Source organism: Desulforamulus hydrothermalis Lam5 = DSM 18033 (assembly GCF_000315365.1).
In the GTDB taxonomy this organism is placed as follows: Bacteria; Bacillota; Desulfotomaculia; order Desulfotomaculales; family Desulfotomaculaceae; genus Desulfotomaculum; species Desulfotomaculum hydrothermale.
This window is the reverse complement of record NZ_CAOS01000012.1, coordinates 35,006-49,074: the sequence shown is the minus strand read 5'-3', so window position 1 is coordinate 49,074 and position 14,069 is coordinate 35,006. Positions and strand designations below refer to the sequence as shown.

The following is a 14,069-nucleotide window of genomic DNA, read 5'->3' as shown; positions in this document are numbered from 1 at the left end:
TCCACTGTAGCTACGGTCAACGCACCGGCCACTCTTGATGGCAACAATCTTATACGTACTTTCGCATGTGGTTTAGAGCGGCTTTTTCTAACCGGGATACTTGTGCCTGGGAGATTCCGATCTCCTCAGCCACCTCCATTTGGGTTTTACCTTCAAAAAAACGCAGTGTTAAAATGTGCTTTTCGCGATCGCTGAGTTTGGTTAGGGCTTCTTTGATGGATATTTCCTCCAGCCAGCTGAAGTCCTGGTTTTTCTCATCACTAATCTGATCCATGACAAATATGGGATCTCCCCCATCATGGTAAATGGGCTCAAACAAAGAAATGGGCTCTTGGATTGCATCCAGGGCAAAAATAATTTCCTCCCTGGGCATTTTTAATTCACCGGCAATTTCATTTATTGACGGTTCCCGGGAAAACTTATTAACCAAACTGTCTCTCACTTGCAGAGCTTTATATGCTACATCCCGCAGCGACCTGCTGACCCTGATGGGATTGTTGTCACGCAGGTATCTCCTTATTTCCCCAATAATCATCGGTACAGCATAAGTGGAGAATTTTACGTTTTGACTGAGATCAAAATTATCAATGGCTTTCATAAGACCAATACATCCCACTTGGAACAGGTCGTCCACATATTCGCCCCGGTTGGTAAAACGTTGTATTACACTGAGTACCAACCTTAAATTGCCGTTAATCAACTCATTTCTGGCATTTTTGTCGCCCTGCTGCATTGCTTCGAACAAAGTTCTCATCTGGCTGTTCGTTAGTACCGGAAGTTTGGATGTGTTAACACCGCAGATCTCAACTTTGTTTACCAGCATGGATCGGCCTCCCAACCTTATGTCTAGTAGCGGTGGTACCAGTGATAAAACCTATTCTCTTGACTTACAGTTCATTATTGCCTTGGTAAATTTCTTATATACATGCTTGTTAAGAGCATCAAAAAACCCCAAAAACAACCGTAATTCATTGTTTTTGAGACTTTTGCTTGCTGATACCGGCCCTCTCATATTACTCTAAACGGTGAATTTCTTTTTTTAATCTTTTAATAATTCTCTTTTCCAACCTGGATATATAAGATTGTGAAATTCCCAACAGGTCAGCCACTTCTTTTTGGGTTTTTTCTGCACCGTTATTCAAACCAAAACGCAGTTCCATAATTCTTCTTTCCCGGCCGGATAATTTTAATAGCGCCTGATGCAGCAGTTTTTTGTCAACTTCCTCTTCCAGGTTTTTGTAGATTATATCGTTTTCAGTCCCCAATACATCTGATAAAAGTAATTCGTTACCGTCCCAATCAATGTTTAAGGGCTCATCAAAAGATACCTCAGAACGGGTTTTATTGTTGCGCCTTAAGTGCATTAATATCTCATTTTCAATACAGCGGGAAGCGTATGTAGCCAGCTTTATTTTTTTATGGGGATCAAAGGTATTAACAGCTTTAATTAAACCAATGGTACCGATAGACACCAGGTCTTCAATACCTACACCCGTGTTTTCAAATTTCCGGGCAATATAAACCACTAATCGGAGATTTCTTTCAATAAGAATATTTTTAACTTTAATATCTCCGCTGCCCAACCGCTCAATTAAATCATTTTCTTCATCATTGGAAAGGGGCGGCGGCAAAGCTTCGCTACTGCCAACATAATGAACCTCCTGCCGGTAACCTAACCAGTGGATAACCCGGGCCACATAAAGACGAATCAATATTCTTAAATGCCAGGCGTTTTTCAAGCCTCTCCCTCCCTGAACCCCATCCTTTGGCCTTTTCTTTTAGGAAGCCAGTAATTGCGGGTGCAACAAAGCTCTGTAGGCGGTCTCCGGGCTAAGTCTTTGGTCATATATGCCTACCACCACGTCTTTAACCCGCTGTTGTTTATCTTGATAAAAAATTTCTATATTATCAGGTTGGATGCCCAACAGCATGCCGTGTTCGCTGCCAACGGCATGAAAAGGTATTAACCGCAAGCGTTTGGCGTAAGATGTCTGCGCCAGTGACAGCATCATGTGTGAGCCGTCTTTGGTTTTCCCTGACTGGAAAAGCCCGCAGATCTCTGCCGGCAGCAGCGGCTGCAAAACTTCATATTCCACTATGACAACCGGGTGCCGGCTCAAGGGTTCCATCAGCCGGTTGCCGGTATCCACCAATGCCTCCAGGGAAACCGATTTTCCCCACAGGGTAACAGTTAAGGGGATTTTAACAGCCTTTAAATGCAGCTGCCTAAGCCGGCTGTCAATCCCCCACTTCCCGGCCCCAAGGCAGCAAAGTACCGTACAAGTTAAGATCAGCCATTTATGGTAACTCATGTCCGCCAGGGGGCCTTTAAATTGCACCACCGTTATGTTTTGCCCCAAATAATGCAATCCCGCCGCAATGCCGCCTACAGTAAAGCCAATCAGTATAAACCAAAGAAAATTACGCATAAATTTTTGCCAAGAAGTATAGCCAAAGGCTATTAGAACCATCAACGCGGCAGTCAACAATTTAGCCCAAAAACTGCCTGCCAGGTTAAACCCGGGAACAAAAATTGCCAGGGCATAAAGACAACCTATAGCCGCAGCACTTAATAATCTGACCGGAGAACCGGCAGGGGTGACGTTTAATCTGGAAGTTAACCAGAGTACAGTGAAGTTCATTACCAGGTTAACAAGAATAATTTCATCTAAGTAGACCACTTGTCTCATTTATGTCTACCCCGTTATTACACAGGCTGATTAGTACCATCATATGGCTTGTTTAAATTAAATATTCCATCACTACCGGCAATAAAAAACCCTGGCAGTATTATACAACGCCAGGGTTAGAAAAAAATGTAAATATATGGTAATTAATTCCATTATTTTCAGAGCCGGTTTTACATTTTTTTAAGTAAATACAAACATCTTAATTTAAAGGATCGTTAATATCATGGCGGTTTGCATCTTTACGAGCCGGCCCCCGGTTGGGATCAATAAATCGCTGCTGGCTCCTTACCCTGTCCAGCGCTTCTTTACGGGTCAAACTTTCTTGATTGGCTGGTGGTTTTTTCATTACATCACCTCCGGCTGTTTCTCTTAATTATTTTGCCCCGGTGCATTCAGGCTATCCGCTACAAAAAAACACTATAAATCCCCTGCCAAAGTCGTCGGCAAAGATCACAAAACCTCCCGGCAGTTTTGCTAAACCTCTGTCCCAAAAAACAACCCCCCTGTTATTTAGGGGGGCAGACTGCTGTCTTAGCGTCGGCGCAGGAAAGCAGGAATGTCCAGGTCGTCCTGCCCGGCAAAGGGTTTAATTTCCATGTCGGGCTTTTTCTTTTCTTTTCTTGCGGGCACATGATGGTCAAACCCGGTGGCAATCACCGTCACCCTTACTTCTTCGTTCATTCTTTCGTCTATGACGGCACCAAAAATAATATTTGCTTCCGGATCAGCAGCCTGGGCAATAATTTCTGCCGCTTCGTTAACCTCAAACAAGCCCAGGGAGGAACCACCGGTAATGTTTAACAGCACACCTCGCGCCCCCTCAATGGAAGTTTCCAGCAGGGGGCTGGAAATAGCCATGCGGGCCGCTTCAGTAGCACGGTTTTCTCCCGTGGAGCTGCCAATACCCATGAGTGCCGAGCCGGTATCCTTCATAATGGTCTTGACATCGGCAAAATCCAGGTTAATCAAGCCGGGTACGGCAATTAGGTCGGAAATGCCCTGCACACCCTGACGCAATACATCATCGGCTATGCGAAAAGCTTCCACAATGGAGGTATGTTTATCAATAACTTGCAACAGCCGGTCATTGGGAATGGTAATTAAGGTATCCACTTTGCTTTTTAAGTTTTCAATCCCTTGTTCCGCCTGGGTTAACCTTTTTCTGCCTTCAAACGTAAAGGGTTTGGTAACAACGCCAACCGTCAAGGCACCCAGTTCTTTGGCAATTTCCGCCACCACCGGAGCTGCTCCGGTACCGGTGCCACCGCCCATACCGGCGGTAACAAAAACCATATCAGCTCCCTTAAGAGCCTGCATTATTTCGTCCCGACTTTCTTCTGCCGCCTTACAGCCGATTTCCGGGTTGGCGCCGGCACCTAAACCTTTCGTCAGTTTAGTACCTATCTGTATTTTGTGGTTGCTCTGGGACAAGAACAATGATTGAGCATCTGTGTTAACCGCGACAAACTCAACACCTTTTAACCCGGCGCTGATCATACGGTTGACCGCATTATTCCCGCCGCCCCCAACACCGATTACTTTAATGTTCGCAAAATTATCCAGATCTAATTCAAAATCAAGCATGATTATCCTCCTCCGTATTTTGCCGTCAAGCCGTTCACTTATATAAACCTGCTTATTACTTCACGCCATCCGGTTTGGTTTCCTGTGCGGCGGGTGCTTCCTTTGGCGCCGTAGAGCACCATGCCTAAGACTGAAGCATATACGGGGCTGCCCCACTCCTCCTGAGACATAGCCAATTTGACAGGATGACCCACTGCCACCGGGCAATTCATCTGGCAAGCGGCCAAATCCACTATTCCCTTTAATAAAGACCCACCTCCAGTTAAAATAACCCCCCCCGTTAACGAGGCAAGCCTAACATGTTGGCTTAATGCCTGATAAACCAGTTCAAAAATTTCCTGGCTTCTTGATTTTATAATATCACTGGCTGTACAAGCCGGCACCGTCCTGTTTGCCCGCCCTCCGACACCGCTGATTGTCAGCGTCGTGGAAGAATCCGGTCTGAGCAAACCAAGGGACCGCTTAATGCGTTCCCCTTCGCTGAGCGAGGTTCGCAAACACAGTGCCAAATCACTGGTGATATGTTCACTGCCGACAGGCAGCATGCGGGTTAAAACCGGCTCTCCTTGGTTATAAACAGCCAAACCGGTCAGTGCCCCCCCCAGATCTATTAACACCGTGCCAATGTGCTTATGCGTATGATTTAAAATTGCTTCGGCGGAAGCAATAACTGAGGAAAATGCTTGGCGAATTGTCACTCCTGCCATGGCTATAGCTTCATACAATTGAACATCCGTGATTTCACAAGTTCCCGCCGGTTGACTGGCATACGGCAGCGAACAATAAAATTCCTTAATACTCAGGCCGGCCATGGCTTGTGCCATACCCACAGCATGAGCAATGGATTTGCCTAATGAGGTTTTGTCAATAACCACGCCCTTACGGATCCCCAGGGCGGCACACTCTCCCCACCCCTTGATCACAGGGTGACCGTGCAGGCCGGCTTCAGCGATTACTGATACCACTTTGGTGGTACCAATATCCAGTCCACCAATTATATGTTTCCTGGCCAAGCCAGGCACCTCCCAGGCAACTGTTTACTTAAAATGTAAAATTCAACATAGAATAGAAATTCCCTTTTATGTAACAGCCAAAAATGCTTTATTTTTTTAATAAATGCCGCCGAATAATGGCGAGATTTTGGAATAAACGGACACCAAAGGCCACCACCGCCGCTGTACTGAGCGGCACGCCCAATTTAGTGCCAATGTAAGCTAAACCGGCTGCCAATAAAATATTGCTAAAGAATCCGGTTACAAAAATACGGTTGTCATAATGGTTTTCCATAGCGGCACGAATCCCGCCGAAAACCGAATCCAGAGCGGCCAACACACCCAACCCCAGATACTGAGCATATACCTGGGGTAGTACCATGGGAACATTCAGCCCTATGATGGCTCCTATGCTCAATCCCAGCAGCGCCAGCAAAACACCCACGAGCATAATTATTTTTCCTCCTTTAACGGCCTGGCATATTCAATGTTAATAGGGTGGTTGTAGGCCGGCAAGGTTAATAATTGCTTTTTGGTTACGGTAACGGCAACCCCCCAGTCCCGCATTGTATCAACCAGACCGCCTTTAATCAATAGGGCGCTTTCCAGTTGATCCGGCGACCCAATAGCTCGCACCTGATAGGGGGGAGAAATTCTGGTCAGGTTAACGTCAATAAAAGAACCTGCCAAACGGATCTCACTGGTGGAGATGATTCTCTCATCATTAACAGACAGGCCCTCCGCACCGGCAGCTCGCAGTTCGTTTACCACCCTGAGCAAATCCTCATCCCTGACGGTGAAAAGATTAGCTCCTCCCTGCGGGTCTTCCTTTTTGACTGGTTCCAGGGTTACTTCCACACCCGGACCTGTCAGTTTTGTCATTCCGGCCAGCTGGCGTACTTTTTGCAATTCGTTATGTACCGCCTGGGAGGCTTCCGGTCGGCCCTTGGCCGCTTGGGCTAATTTATTTTCCAGATCGTTGGCCTCCATCAGCAGGGTATTATATTCCTTTTCGAGTTGTTTTAATTCGGTGGTTAAAAGCTGTACCCTGTCGATAGGGACACCGGCATCTATTCTGCCGGTGGTGCGAAATTGAAAAGCCACCATCATGCCAAGCACTACTGATACCAGCACAATTGATACATAGAGTATTTTATTCATACTATCCCGCCTTACCCGCCTTATTCTTCCACTGCCGGTCGGGCATACTCAAAGGTTGTAGGTCCGGTATACTCAGCAATTTCTATGCCGGTTTTTTTCCGCACCTGCACCTGGATGCCCCAAATTTTCAGTTGCTCCACTACGCCGCCCTTCATAAACAAAGAATTTTCCAGGGTATCCGGGTTACCAATAGCGGTAATGGTAAACGGTGCAGGCAGTCTTTTGTTTTTATTGGTAAGAATGGTGGGTCCAATGCAGCGTATCTCACTGGTAGCAATTAAACGCACCCCGTTTAAAGCTATGGCCTCCGCTCCGGCGGCTTTTAGCTCATTGATAACCCGGAGAACATCTTCATCGTGCAGCACAAACAGGTTGGGATCTTGTCCCGGAGGCAGCGCTACATTGCTGTCGTTTAAGGTCACTTCCACACCCGGCCCCACTACTGCCTTGGTGCCGGCAATAATCCGGTAAATTTCCAATTCTCTGCGGTTAATATCTGATACCGATGCTTTTTTGTCAAGTTTTTCCCGCAGTTCGTTAACCCGCTGCTGCAGCCGGTTGCGTTCCTCTTTTTTCTGATTAATTTCGTTGGACAGGGCTTGTACTCTGGCAATGGGCGGCGTTTCGTTGATATCTTTGTAAGAACGGTATTGAACCGACAGCATTAACCCTAAAACTATGCCCACCAGTACAATGCCCCACTGGTATTTTTCCATTTTCATGGTTGCCCCTCCGGCTGCTGTTTCAAATATTTAACCACAGGCACCCTGGGGTTGGAAATATCAACATATTCAATCCGGTTGCCGGTTTGCCGCAGGCTGTCCAACACCTGTTGGAAAACAGTGCCTTTGTAGGCAACATCCCTAGGCAATCCCAGTTTGCCCTGAACCCCGTCAATGGTATATAAATTAATTTGACCGTCTTTGCCGATATTAATTTCTGATAGTTTAACAGCTAAAGAACGTGGTAATTGGGATAAGATTGACAGTGCCACCGGCAGGTTCTCTGCCGACACCGGTTGCCCAGGTTGTGGCACTCTAACCTGCAGGCCGGTAATGATGGGTAAAGCTGAGGCAATCTGACCCTTTTGCAAGTATACCCCATCAGCATCCACTTTAATAAAGCCGTTTTGTACCGGCAGCAGTGCCACAGCCGTTCTCTCCACAACTGTTATGGTAATCTTGTTGGGTAAGGATCGCTTTAACTGCGAGCTTTTAATCATAGGAACCAGGCTTAACCTTTTTGCCGCCTCGGCCAGGTTCACTTTAAATATATTGGCATTGAGATGCAGCCCGGACAGCTTAATAATTTCTTCCTCGGTTAACTGGCGATTGCCGTTCACCGTAATATATTTAATCTCAAAAAAAGGTGATTGCAATAAAACATAAATTGAAACTGAAACCAGTAAAATAAAAAAAACACTTTGCAGCAAGTGGTTCTTCTTGCGTGGGGAACCTGTATGAGGCCTGTACACAGTCCCACTCCTTACCTGTTTTTTCCCGCTATGTTTTTACAACATTATAACTGAAATAAATAATTCTTGTCCAAGGCAAAACCAAAAAAAGAGTCATTAACTGTTGACTCTTATAATACGTGCGCCCAGGGCATTATATTTCTTTTCTATCCGCTCGTAACCCCTGTCAATATGCTCAATATTGCTTAAAACGGTGCCGTCTTCCCCGGCCAGCGCAGCCAGGATAAGGGCAGCTCCCGCCCGCAGATCGCTGGCTTCTACGCAAGCCCCGGTCAGTCGTTTGACACCTTTAACCACAGCTGTATGTCCTTCCAGGTAAATATCCGCTCCCATGCGGCGGAATTCTGAAACATGTTTAAACCGATTTTCAAAAATAGTTTCGGTAATGACACTGGTTCCGTCGGCAACGGTAAGTAAAGCCATCATCTGGGGCTGCATATCTGTGGGAAACCCCGGATACGGCATGGTTTTAATATCAGCCGCTTTCAGTTGCCCGTTACCCTGTACCCGCACCCAGTCTTCGCCAACTTCTACCGTTACGCCCACTTCCCTTAATTTGTAAATAACGGGATCTAAGTGCTCGGGAATCACATTGGCCACCGTAACATCACCCTGGGTAATAGCCCCGGCAATCATATGGGTTCCGGCTTCAATGCGGTCCGGGATTACCGTGTGGGTAACCGACCCTAATTCTTTCACCCCTTCAATTCGTATAACATCTGTACCGGCACCCACAATTTTAGCCCCCATAGCGTTAAGAAAGTTCTGCAAATCAACAATCTCAGGCTCTTTGGCTGCATTTCTAATAACCGTGGTACCCTGCGCCAGAACGCCGGCCATCATTAAGTTTTCAGTGGCCCCCACACTGGGAACATCAAAATGAATTACTGTGCCTGCTAATTGATTGGCTGACGCCGTAATATAACCAAATCTTTCAGATATTTTGGCTCCCAGGGCAGCTAAACCTTTAAAGTGAAGGTTCATGGGGCGAGACCCGATGTTGCAGCCACCGGGATAAGAAATTTTAACATTGCCAAATCGACCCAGCAAAGGACCCAATACCAGGTTAGAGGCCCGCATTTTGCGCATCAGATCTTCAGAAATTTCCTGCGACTGGACGTAGGTACAGTCCACCGTCATAGTATTGCCTTCGAAAACTGTCTTTGCGCCCAGGTAATTAAGAAGTTCCTGCATAACAAAAACATCTCTTAACCTGGGAACTTGCTGAATTGTGCAAATGCCGCCGCTTAGTAATGTTGCTGCCAGGATCGGTAAGGAAGCATTTTTTGAACCGTTTGCTTTGATAGTTCCCTTTAGGCGGTTACCTCCTACAATCACGAACTTTTCCATCTTGCCACCTCCGCCTAATCTTCTCCCAACACTCTCACTTCCAGGTGCAGTTCAATGCCAAAAGCTTCCTGCACCATTTTTTTTATTTTTTCAATGAGGGTTAAAACGTCTCGTGCCGTAGCACGGCCAAGGTTTAATATCCAGTTGGCATGTTTGGTGGAAACTTGCGCATCTCCCACCCGGAGACCCTTGCCGCCACAGGCTTCTATTAATCTGCCGGCGTAATCACCGGCGGGATTTTTGAAAACACTGCCTGCATTAGGATAACCCTGGGGCTGGGCAGCTTTTCTTTTTAACAAATAGTCCCGGGTTTCCTGTTCGATTAATGCTTTGCTTTTAGCATAACCCTGCCATAGGGCAGAAACACAAATAACCTGTTTGCCTTGCAGGTTGCTGGTACGGTATTGAAAACCCAGCTCTTTATTGTGCAGTGTAACAAACCGGTTGTGTTCGTTTATCACTTCAACTGAATGTAAAACATTTGCCACACAACCGTTGACTGCCCCGGCGTTCATTACAATGCCCCCTCCCAGTGAACCGGGAATACCGGCGGCAAACTCAAAACCGCCCAGGCCGGCCCGGCGGGCCGCTGCCGCCAGTTCCGGCAGCATGGCACCGGCGCCGGCCTTAATGGTAGTCCCTTGCACAGAAATCTCCGCCAAGCCCCGGCCCACTTTAAGGACTACCCCCCGGATGCCGCCGTCTTTAACCAGCAGATTTGACCCGTTGCCGATTACCGTCAGGGGGATATCTCTGGTTCTGACAAACTCCACTACCCGACGAATATCTTCTTTGTCACCGGGATCAACAAAAAGGTCCGCCTTGCCGCCAATGCGCCAGGTGGTATGTTTACTCATTGGCTCATCGGTTTTGACAGTACCCTTAACCAGTGACCGAAGCTCGCCCGCCAGTGCAGTATAAACCATGCTTACTTTTCCTCCAGTCTTTTAAGCAGTGCCCCGCCCAAGGTGTAAATATCACCGGCCCCCATGGTCAATACCAAATCCCCCTGTCTGACTTCGCCGGCCAGGAAATCTGCCGCTTCTGCCAGGCCTGGCAGGTAGACAACCTGTTGTCCTGCCTGTTTGGGCATGGCATCAATAATCAGCTTTGTATGCACACCTTCAATGGGCTGTTCACTGGCAGCATAAATATCAGTGAAAACAACCAGGTCCGCTTGACCGAAAGACTGCCCAAATTCTCGGTAAAGCTGTCTGGTTCGGGAATATCTGTGGGGTTGAAAAACGGCAATAATTCTTCCCGGGTGAACAGATCTTGCTGCCTGCAGGGTCGCCTTTACTTCTGTGGGGTGGTGAGCATAGTCGTCCACAACCTGTACCCCGCCCGCTTCGCCAATTAGCTGAAAACGTCTTTTGGCTCCTTGAAATGTTCTCAGCGCATTGGTTATCTGAGCAAAAGTAAGCCCCAGATACCTCCCCACCGCTACGGCCGCCAGGGCATTAAGAAGGTTGTGGTAACCCGGCACCTGCAGGGCCAGAGTGCCAAGTTTTTCTCCCCGATAATACACTTCACCGCAGTTAAAGCCGTCTTTACCTTTCAGAGAGTGTAAAACATAGTCAGCACCGGCATCCTGCGAACCGTAGGTAATCAGCGGGCAGGTCAGACTGCCTCGCATTTGTTTAAGAACAGGATCATCCAGGCAAATTACCGCCACGCCATGCTGCGGCACCTTATTAAGGAAAGCCCGAAAGGCCTCTGTTAACTTTTCTTGACTGCCGTAATAATCCAAGTGGTCATCCTCGATATTGGTTACCACAGCCACCTGAGGTTCCAACAATAAAAAGGACCCGTCGCTTTCATCTGCCTCAGCCAACAGCAGCTCGCCCCGCCCCAGTTTGGCATTGCCACCGATTTTGCTCAAGTCACCTCCGATCAATATGGTGGGATCCAGCCCGTTATCTTCTAATACCAGGGCTGTCATGGATGTGGTGGTGGTTTTGCCATGGGCTCCTGCCACCGCAATGCCTTGTTTTGATTGCATCAGCCGGGCCAGCATTTCCCCACGCTTAACCAGCGGTATACCCAACCGGTTAGCCGCCAGCACTTCCGGGTTGTCGGGGGAAATAGCGGTAGAAATTACTACCGTGTCAATATCCCGGTCGATATGGCCGGCCTCATGCCCCACATAGCACTTGGCACCTAAGCTTTGCAGCCGTTCCAAAACCGCTGAATATTTGGCATCCGATCCCGATACCCGGCAACCCATGCCCAATAAAACAGTGGCAATGCCGCTCATACCGGCACCACCGATACCGACAAAATGAATTCTTTTCAGGTTTCCCTGCAATTATGTCACTCCTTCCCGAAACAAGACTGCCCCGCCTGAAGATTGGCTCCTGTCTGCCTATGGGTTAATCTTAATCAACAAGTCATCACCGCCGGAGCGTTTCTGTAAGCCATACTATGCACCTTGACCGGCGGGTGTTACTGCCGGGCAAGCCGGCAGGCTTGTCCTGTTCCGCAGCAAATAAAAGACGGCCCCGACCGCTGAAATAAGCTACGGCCGCGGCAATATCTCTTCCACGCATTTAATAATATCACGAAGTGCCTCGGGACGCCCTAAATTTTGGCTGGCCCGGGCCATGTCCTGCCGTTTGTCCGGCCGGTTAATAACAGCGTCAATACTTTCAACCAGCCGCCGGCCTGTCAGCTCGGCATCCTTGATCAGCACCGCTGCCCCCCGGTCTGCCAGTGCCCGGGCATTATATTCCTGATGGTTCTCAGCCGCATAAGGATAAGGAATTAAGATGGCGGGCAGTCCCAAAGCCGTTAGTTCCGCCAAAGTAGCGGCACCGGCCCGGCTAACCACCAGATCGGCAGCAGCCAGGGCTTCATGCATATTGTATAAATATGGTTTAACAATAATATTGACATATTTATCCAAAACAATACTTTGGCTAGATAATTCTTGCAAAAATTCCCGGTACCCTGCTTGTCCGGTAGCGTGCAGCACCTGTACCTGCGGGTGGTTGCCGTATCGTTTAATCACCTCAATCATTGCTTGATTAATTTTCCTGGCCCCCCGGCTGCCGCCAAAAACCAGCAATGTCAGTTTTTCCCGGCTTAAATTCAGGGAGCCCAAAGCCTCAGAACGGCGAGCCTGCAAAATTTCCGGGCGAATGGGCAAACCGGTGAGCTTCACCCGGGCCTTGCCGGAAAAATAACGCCGGGAGTCCTCAAAGGTAACCGCCACCAAATCAACAAACCTGGATAAAATGCGGTTAGTTATGCCGGGTAAAGCATTCTGTTCGTGAATTAAAGTCGGTATCCCCAGTCTGGCAGCTGCCATAACTACCGGTCCGCAGACATAACCGCCGGTGCCAATAACAATATCCGGCTGAAATTTTTTGATAATACGGCCGGCTTCCCGGTAACCCTGCCAGGCTTGCCACAGCACTTGCAAGTTGGCTAAGGATATCTTTCTCGCCAGGCCGGACACCGTAATGGCTTGAAAAGGGAAATGGGCCTTGGGCACAATATCCGCCTCAAGACCTCGATTGGTTCCCACATATAAAATTTCCGTCCGGGGAAAATGTTGCTGCAGGCCTCTGGCAATGGCCAGAGCCGGGTAGATGTGGCCACCGGTACCGCCGCCTGTTAAAATAGCACGCAAAGCCTTCACCTCAGTTAAGGTTGATATTCTTAAACATAAAGGTTTTTTAATAATTACCGGAACCTTTATTCAGCGCGGTGTAGTATACTTGGAAATATTCAAAAGAATACCTATACCCAGCAGGGTAAACAATAATGAGGTTCCGCCATAGCTGATAAAAGGCAACGGCACCCCGGTTACCGGCAAAGAACCGGTTACCACCCCCATGTTAATCATGGCCTGCAGGGCAATACTGCTGGTAATCCCTGCCGCCAGGAGACTGGCGAAGGGGTCCGGTGAAGTAACTGCAATTTTTAAGCCGCGCCAAACAAACATAATAAACAGCAGGACAATCAAGGAAGCCCCGATGAAACCAAGCTCCTCCCCTGTGATGGCAAAAATAAAATCAGTGTGATTTTCCGGCAGATAGAGATACTTTTGCTTGCTTTGCCCCAGCCCAACCCCGAATAAACCGCCGGAGCCCAGTGCATAAAGGGATTGTATTATATGATAACCACTCCCCTGTGGGTCAGCTTCAGGATCCAAAAAGGCAAGAAACCTTTTCATGCGGTAGGGCTCAAAGTAAATGGCCAGTCCCACCGCTACCAGCCCCAATCCCGCCAGACTGCCCAGGTGAGAGAGCCTGGCCCCGGCGGCAAAAAACATGATAAAAACCGTGCCGCACAGGACGATGGCCGTTCCCAGGTCAGGCTGCAGCAGGATCAAACCGGCAGCCAGCGCCATCACAACCAGGTAAGGCAGCAGCCCTTCTGTAAAGGAGTTTAACCTGTCGCCTTTTTTTGATAACCCAAAAGCCACAAACATAATCATACAGAGTTTAACCAGCTCAGCCGGCGAGAAAGACATAAAACCCAGGTTGATCCACCGCCGTGCACCGTTTACCACCTGGCCTACCCCCGGCAACAACACAGCGATTAAGAGAATAAACCCGGTTAAAATAATAGGCCCAATCCATCTTTTCAACCTGTAATAATCGAAATTCATCATAAAAAACATCACTGCCAAACCCATCAGAGCCCAGAGCAACTGCCTTTTGAAGAAGTAGAAACTATCCCCGTAACGGACCATGGTTACGTACTCGCTGGAAGAAAAAACCATTACGAGACCAATGGCTAACAGCATAAGAACTGTTAAGAACAACACAAAATCCGGTGGTCTCTTTTTTAAACGCACGGTTTCTACCT

15 protein-coding genes are annotated in these 14,069 nt (G+C 48.0%); all 15 read right to left on the bottom strand.

Translation table 11 applies throughout. The features are described 5' to 3' along the window. Positions 1-49 precede the first annotated feature (49 nt). Entirely contained in the window at positions 50-823 is a 774-nt protein-coding gene (gene sigG, locus DESHY_RS09580; RefSeq protein WP_008412326.1) for an RNA polymerase sporulation sigma factor SigG, read from the bottom strand. Positions 824-1,013: 190 nt separating this feature from the next. Continuing rightward, entirely contained in the window at positions 1,014-1,739 is a 726-nt protein-coding gene (gene sigE / locus DESHY_RS09575; protein WP_008412325.1) for an RNA polymerase sporulation sigma factor SigE, read from the bottom strand. A gap of 39 nt (positions 1,740-1,778) precedes the next feature. After that, positions 1,779-2,690: a sigma-E processing peptidase SpoIIGA gene (gene spoIIGA / locus DESHY_RS09570; protein WP_008412324.1), complete on the bottom strand. Its 912-nt coding sequence runs from the start codon at positions 2,688-2,690 to the stop codon at positions 1,779-1,781. 199 nt (positions 2,691-2,889) lie between these two features. Further along, positions 2,890-3,036 carry a hypothetical protein gene (locus tag DESHY_RS14285; RefSeq protein WP_008412323.1) on the bottom strand — a complete coding sequence of 49 codons (147 nt, stop codon included), beginning with the start codon at positions 3,034-3,036 and terminating at the stop codon, positions 2,890-2,892. A 185-nt stretch (positions 3,037-3,221) separates the two neighbouring features. Continuing rightward, positions 3,222-4,274: a cell division protein FtsZ gene (ftsZ, locus tag DESHY_RS09565; RefSeq protein WP_008412322.1), complete on the bottom strand. Its 1,053-nt coding sequence runs from the start codon at positions 4,272-4,274 to the stop codon at positions 3,222-3,224. 38 nt (positions 4,275-4,312) lie between these two features. Next, positions 4,313-5,296 carry a cell division protein FtsA gene (locus tag DESHY_RS09560; RefSeq protein ID WP_235695555.1) on the bottom strand — a complete coding sequence of 328 codons (984 nt, stop codon included), beginning with the start codon at positions 5,294-5,296 and terminating at the stop codon, positions 4,313-4,315. Positions 5,297-5,375: 79 nt separating this feature from the next. Beyond that, positions 5,376-5,717 carry a small basic family protein gene (locus DESHY_RS09555; protein WP_008412320.1) on the bottom strand — a complete coding sequence of 114 codons (342 nt, stop codon included), beginning with the start codon at positions 5,715-5,717 and terminating at the stop codon, positions 5,376-5,378. A 2-nt stretch (positions 5,718-5,719) separates the two neighbouring features. Then, positions 5,720-6,427 (bottom strand): DUF881 domain-containing protein, encoded by a 708-nt coding sequence (locus DESHY_RS09550; protein WP_008412318.1) that lies wholly within the window; start codon positions 6,425-6,427, stop codon positions 5,720-5,722. Between the two features lie 20 nt (positions 6,428-6,447). After that, positions 6,448-7,149: a DUF881 domain-containing protein gene (locus DESHY_RS09545; RefSeq protein WP_008412315.1), complete on the bottom strand. Its 702-nt coding sequence runs from the start codon at positions 7,147-7,149 to the stop codon at positions 6,448-6,450. After that, a complete protein-coding gene (locus tag DESHY_RS09540) occupies positions 7,146-7,901 on the bottom strand; it encodes a cell division protein FtsQ/DivIB (RefSeq protein WP_008412313.1) in 756 nt (251 codons plus the stop codon). Before DESHY_RS09540 ends, DESHY_RS09545 begins: the two co-directional genes overlap by 4 nt. A 96-nt stretch (positions 7,902-7,997) precedes the next feature. Beyond that, positions 7,998-9,251, bottom strand: a complete 1,254-nt coding sequence (murA, locus tag DESHY_RS09535; RefSeq protein ID WP_008412311.1) for a UDP-N-acetylglucosamine 1-carboxyvinyltransferase — start codon at positions 9,249-9,251, stop codon at positions 7,998-8,000. Between the two features lie 14 nt (positions 9,252-9,265). Continuing rightward, positions 9,266-10,177: a UDP-N-acetylmuramate dehydrogenase gene (gene murB, locus DESHY_RS09530; protein WP_008412309.1), complete on the bottom strand. Its 912-nt coding sequence runs from the start codon at positions 10,175-10,177 to the stop codon at positions 9,266-9,268. 2 nt (positions 10,178-10,179) lie between these two features. After that, positions 10,180-11,559: a UDP-N-acetylmuramate--L-alanine ligase gene (gene murC / locus DESHY_RS09525; protein WP_008412307.1), complete on the bottom strand. Its 1,380-nt coding sequence runs from the start codon at positions 11,557-11,559 to the stop codon at positions 10,180-10,182. Between the two features lie 210 nt (positions 11,560-11,769). Beyond that, positions 11,770-12,885 carry an undecaprenyldiphospho-muramoylpentapeptide beta-N-acetylglucosaminyltransferase gene (gene murG, locus DESHY_RS09520; RefSeq protein WP_008412306.1) on the bottom strand — a complete coding sequence of 372 codons (1,116 nt, stop codon included), beginning with the start codon at positions 12,883-12,885 and terminating at the stop codon, positions 11,770-11,772. Positions 12,886-12,954: 69 nt separating this feature from the next. Next, the gene (gene spoVE / locus DESHY_RS09515) at positions 12,955-14,058 is read right to left on the bottom strand and encodes a stage V sporulation protein E (protein ID WP_008412304.1); all 1,104 of its coding nucleotides are present in this window, start codon (positions 14,056-14,058) and stop codon (positions 12,955-12,957) included. Between the last annotated feature and the right edge of the window lie 11 nt (positions 14,059-14,069).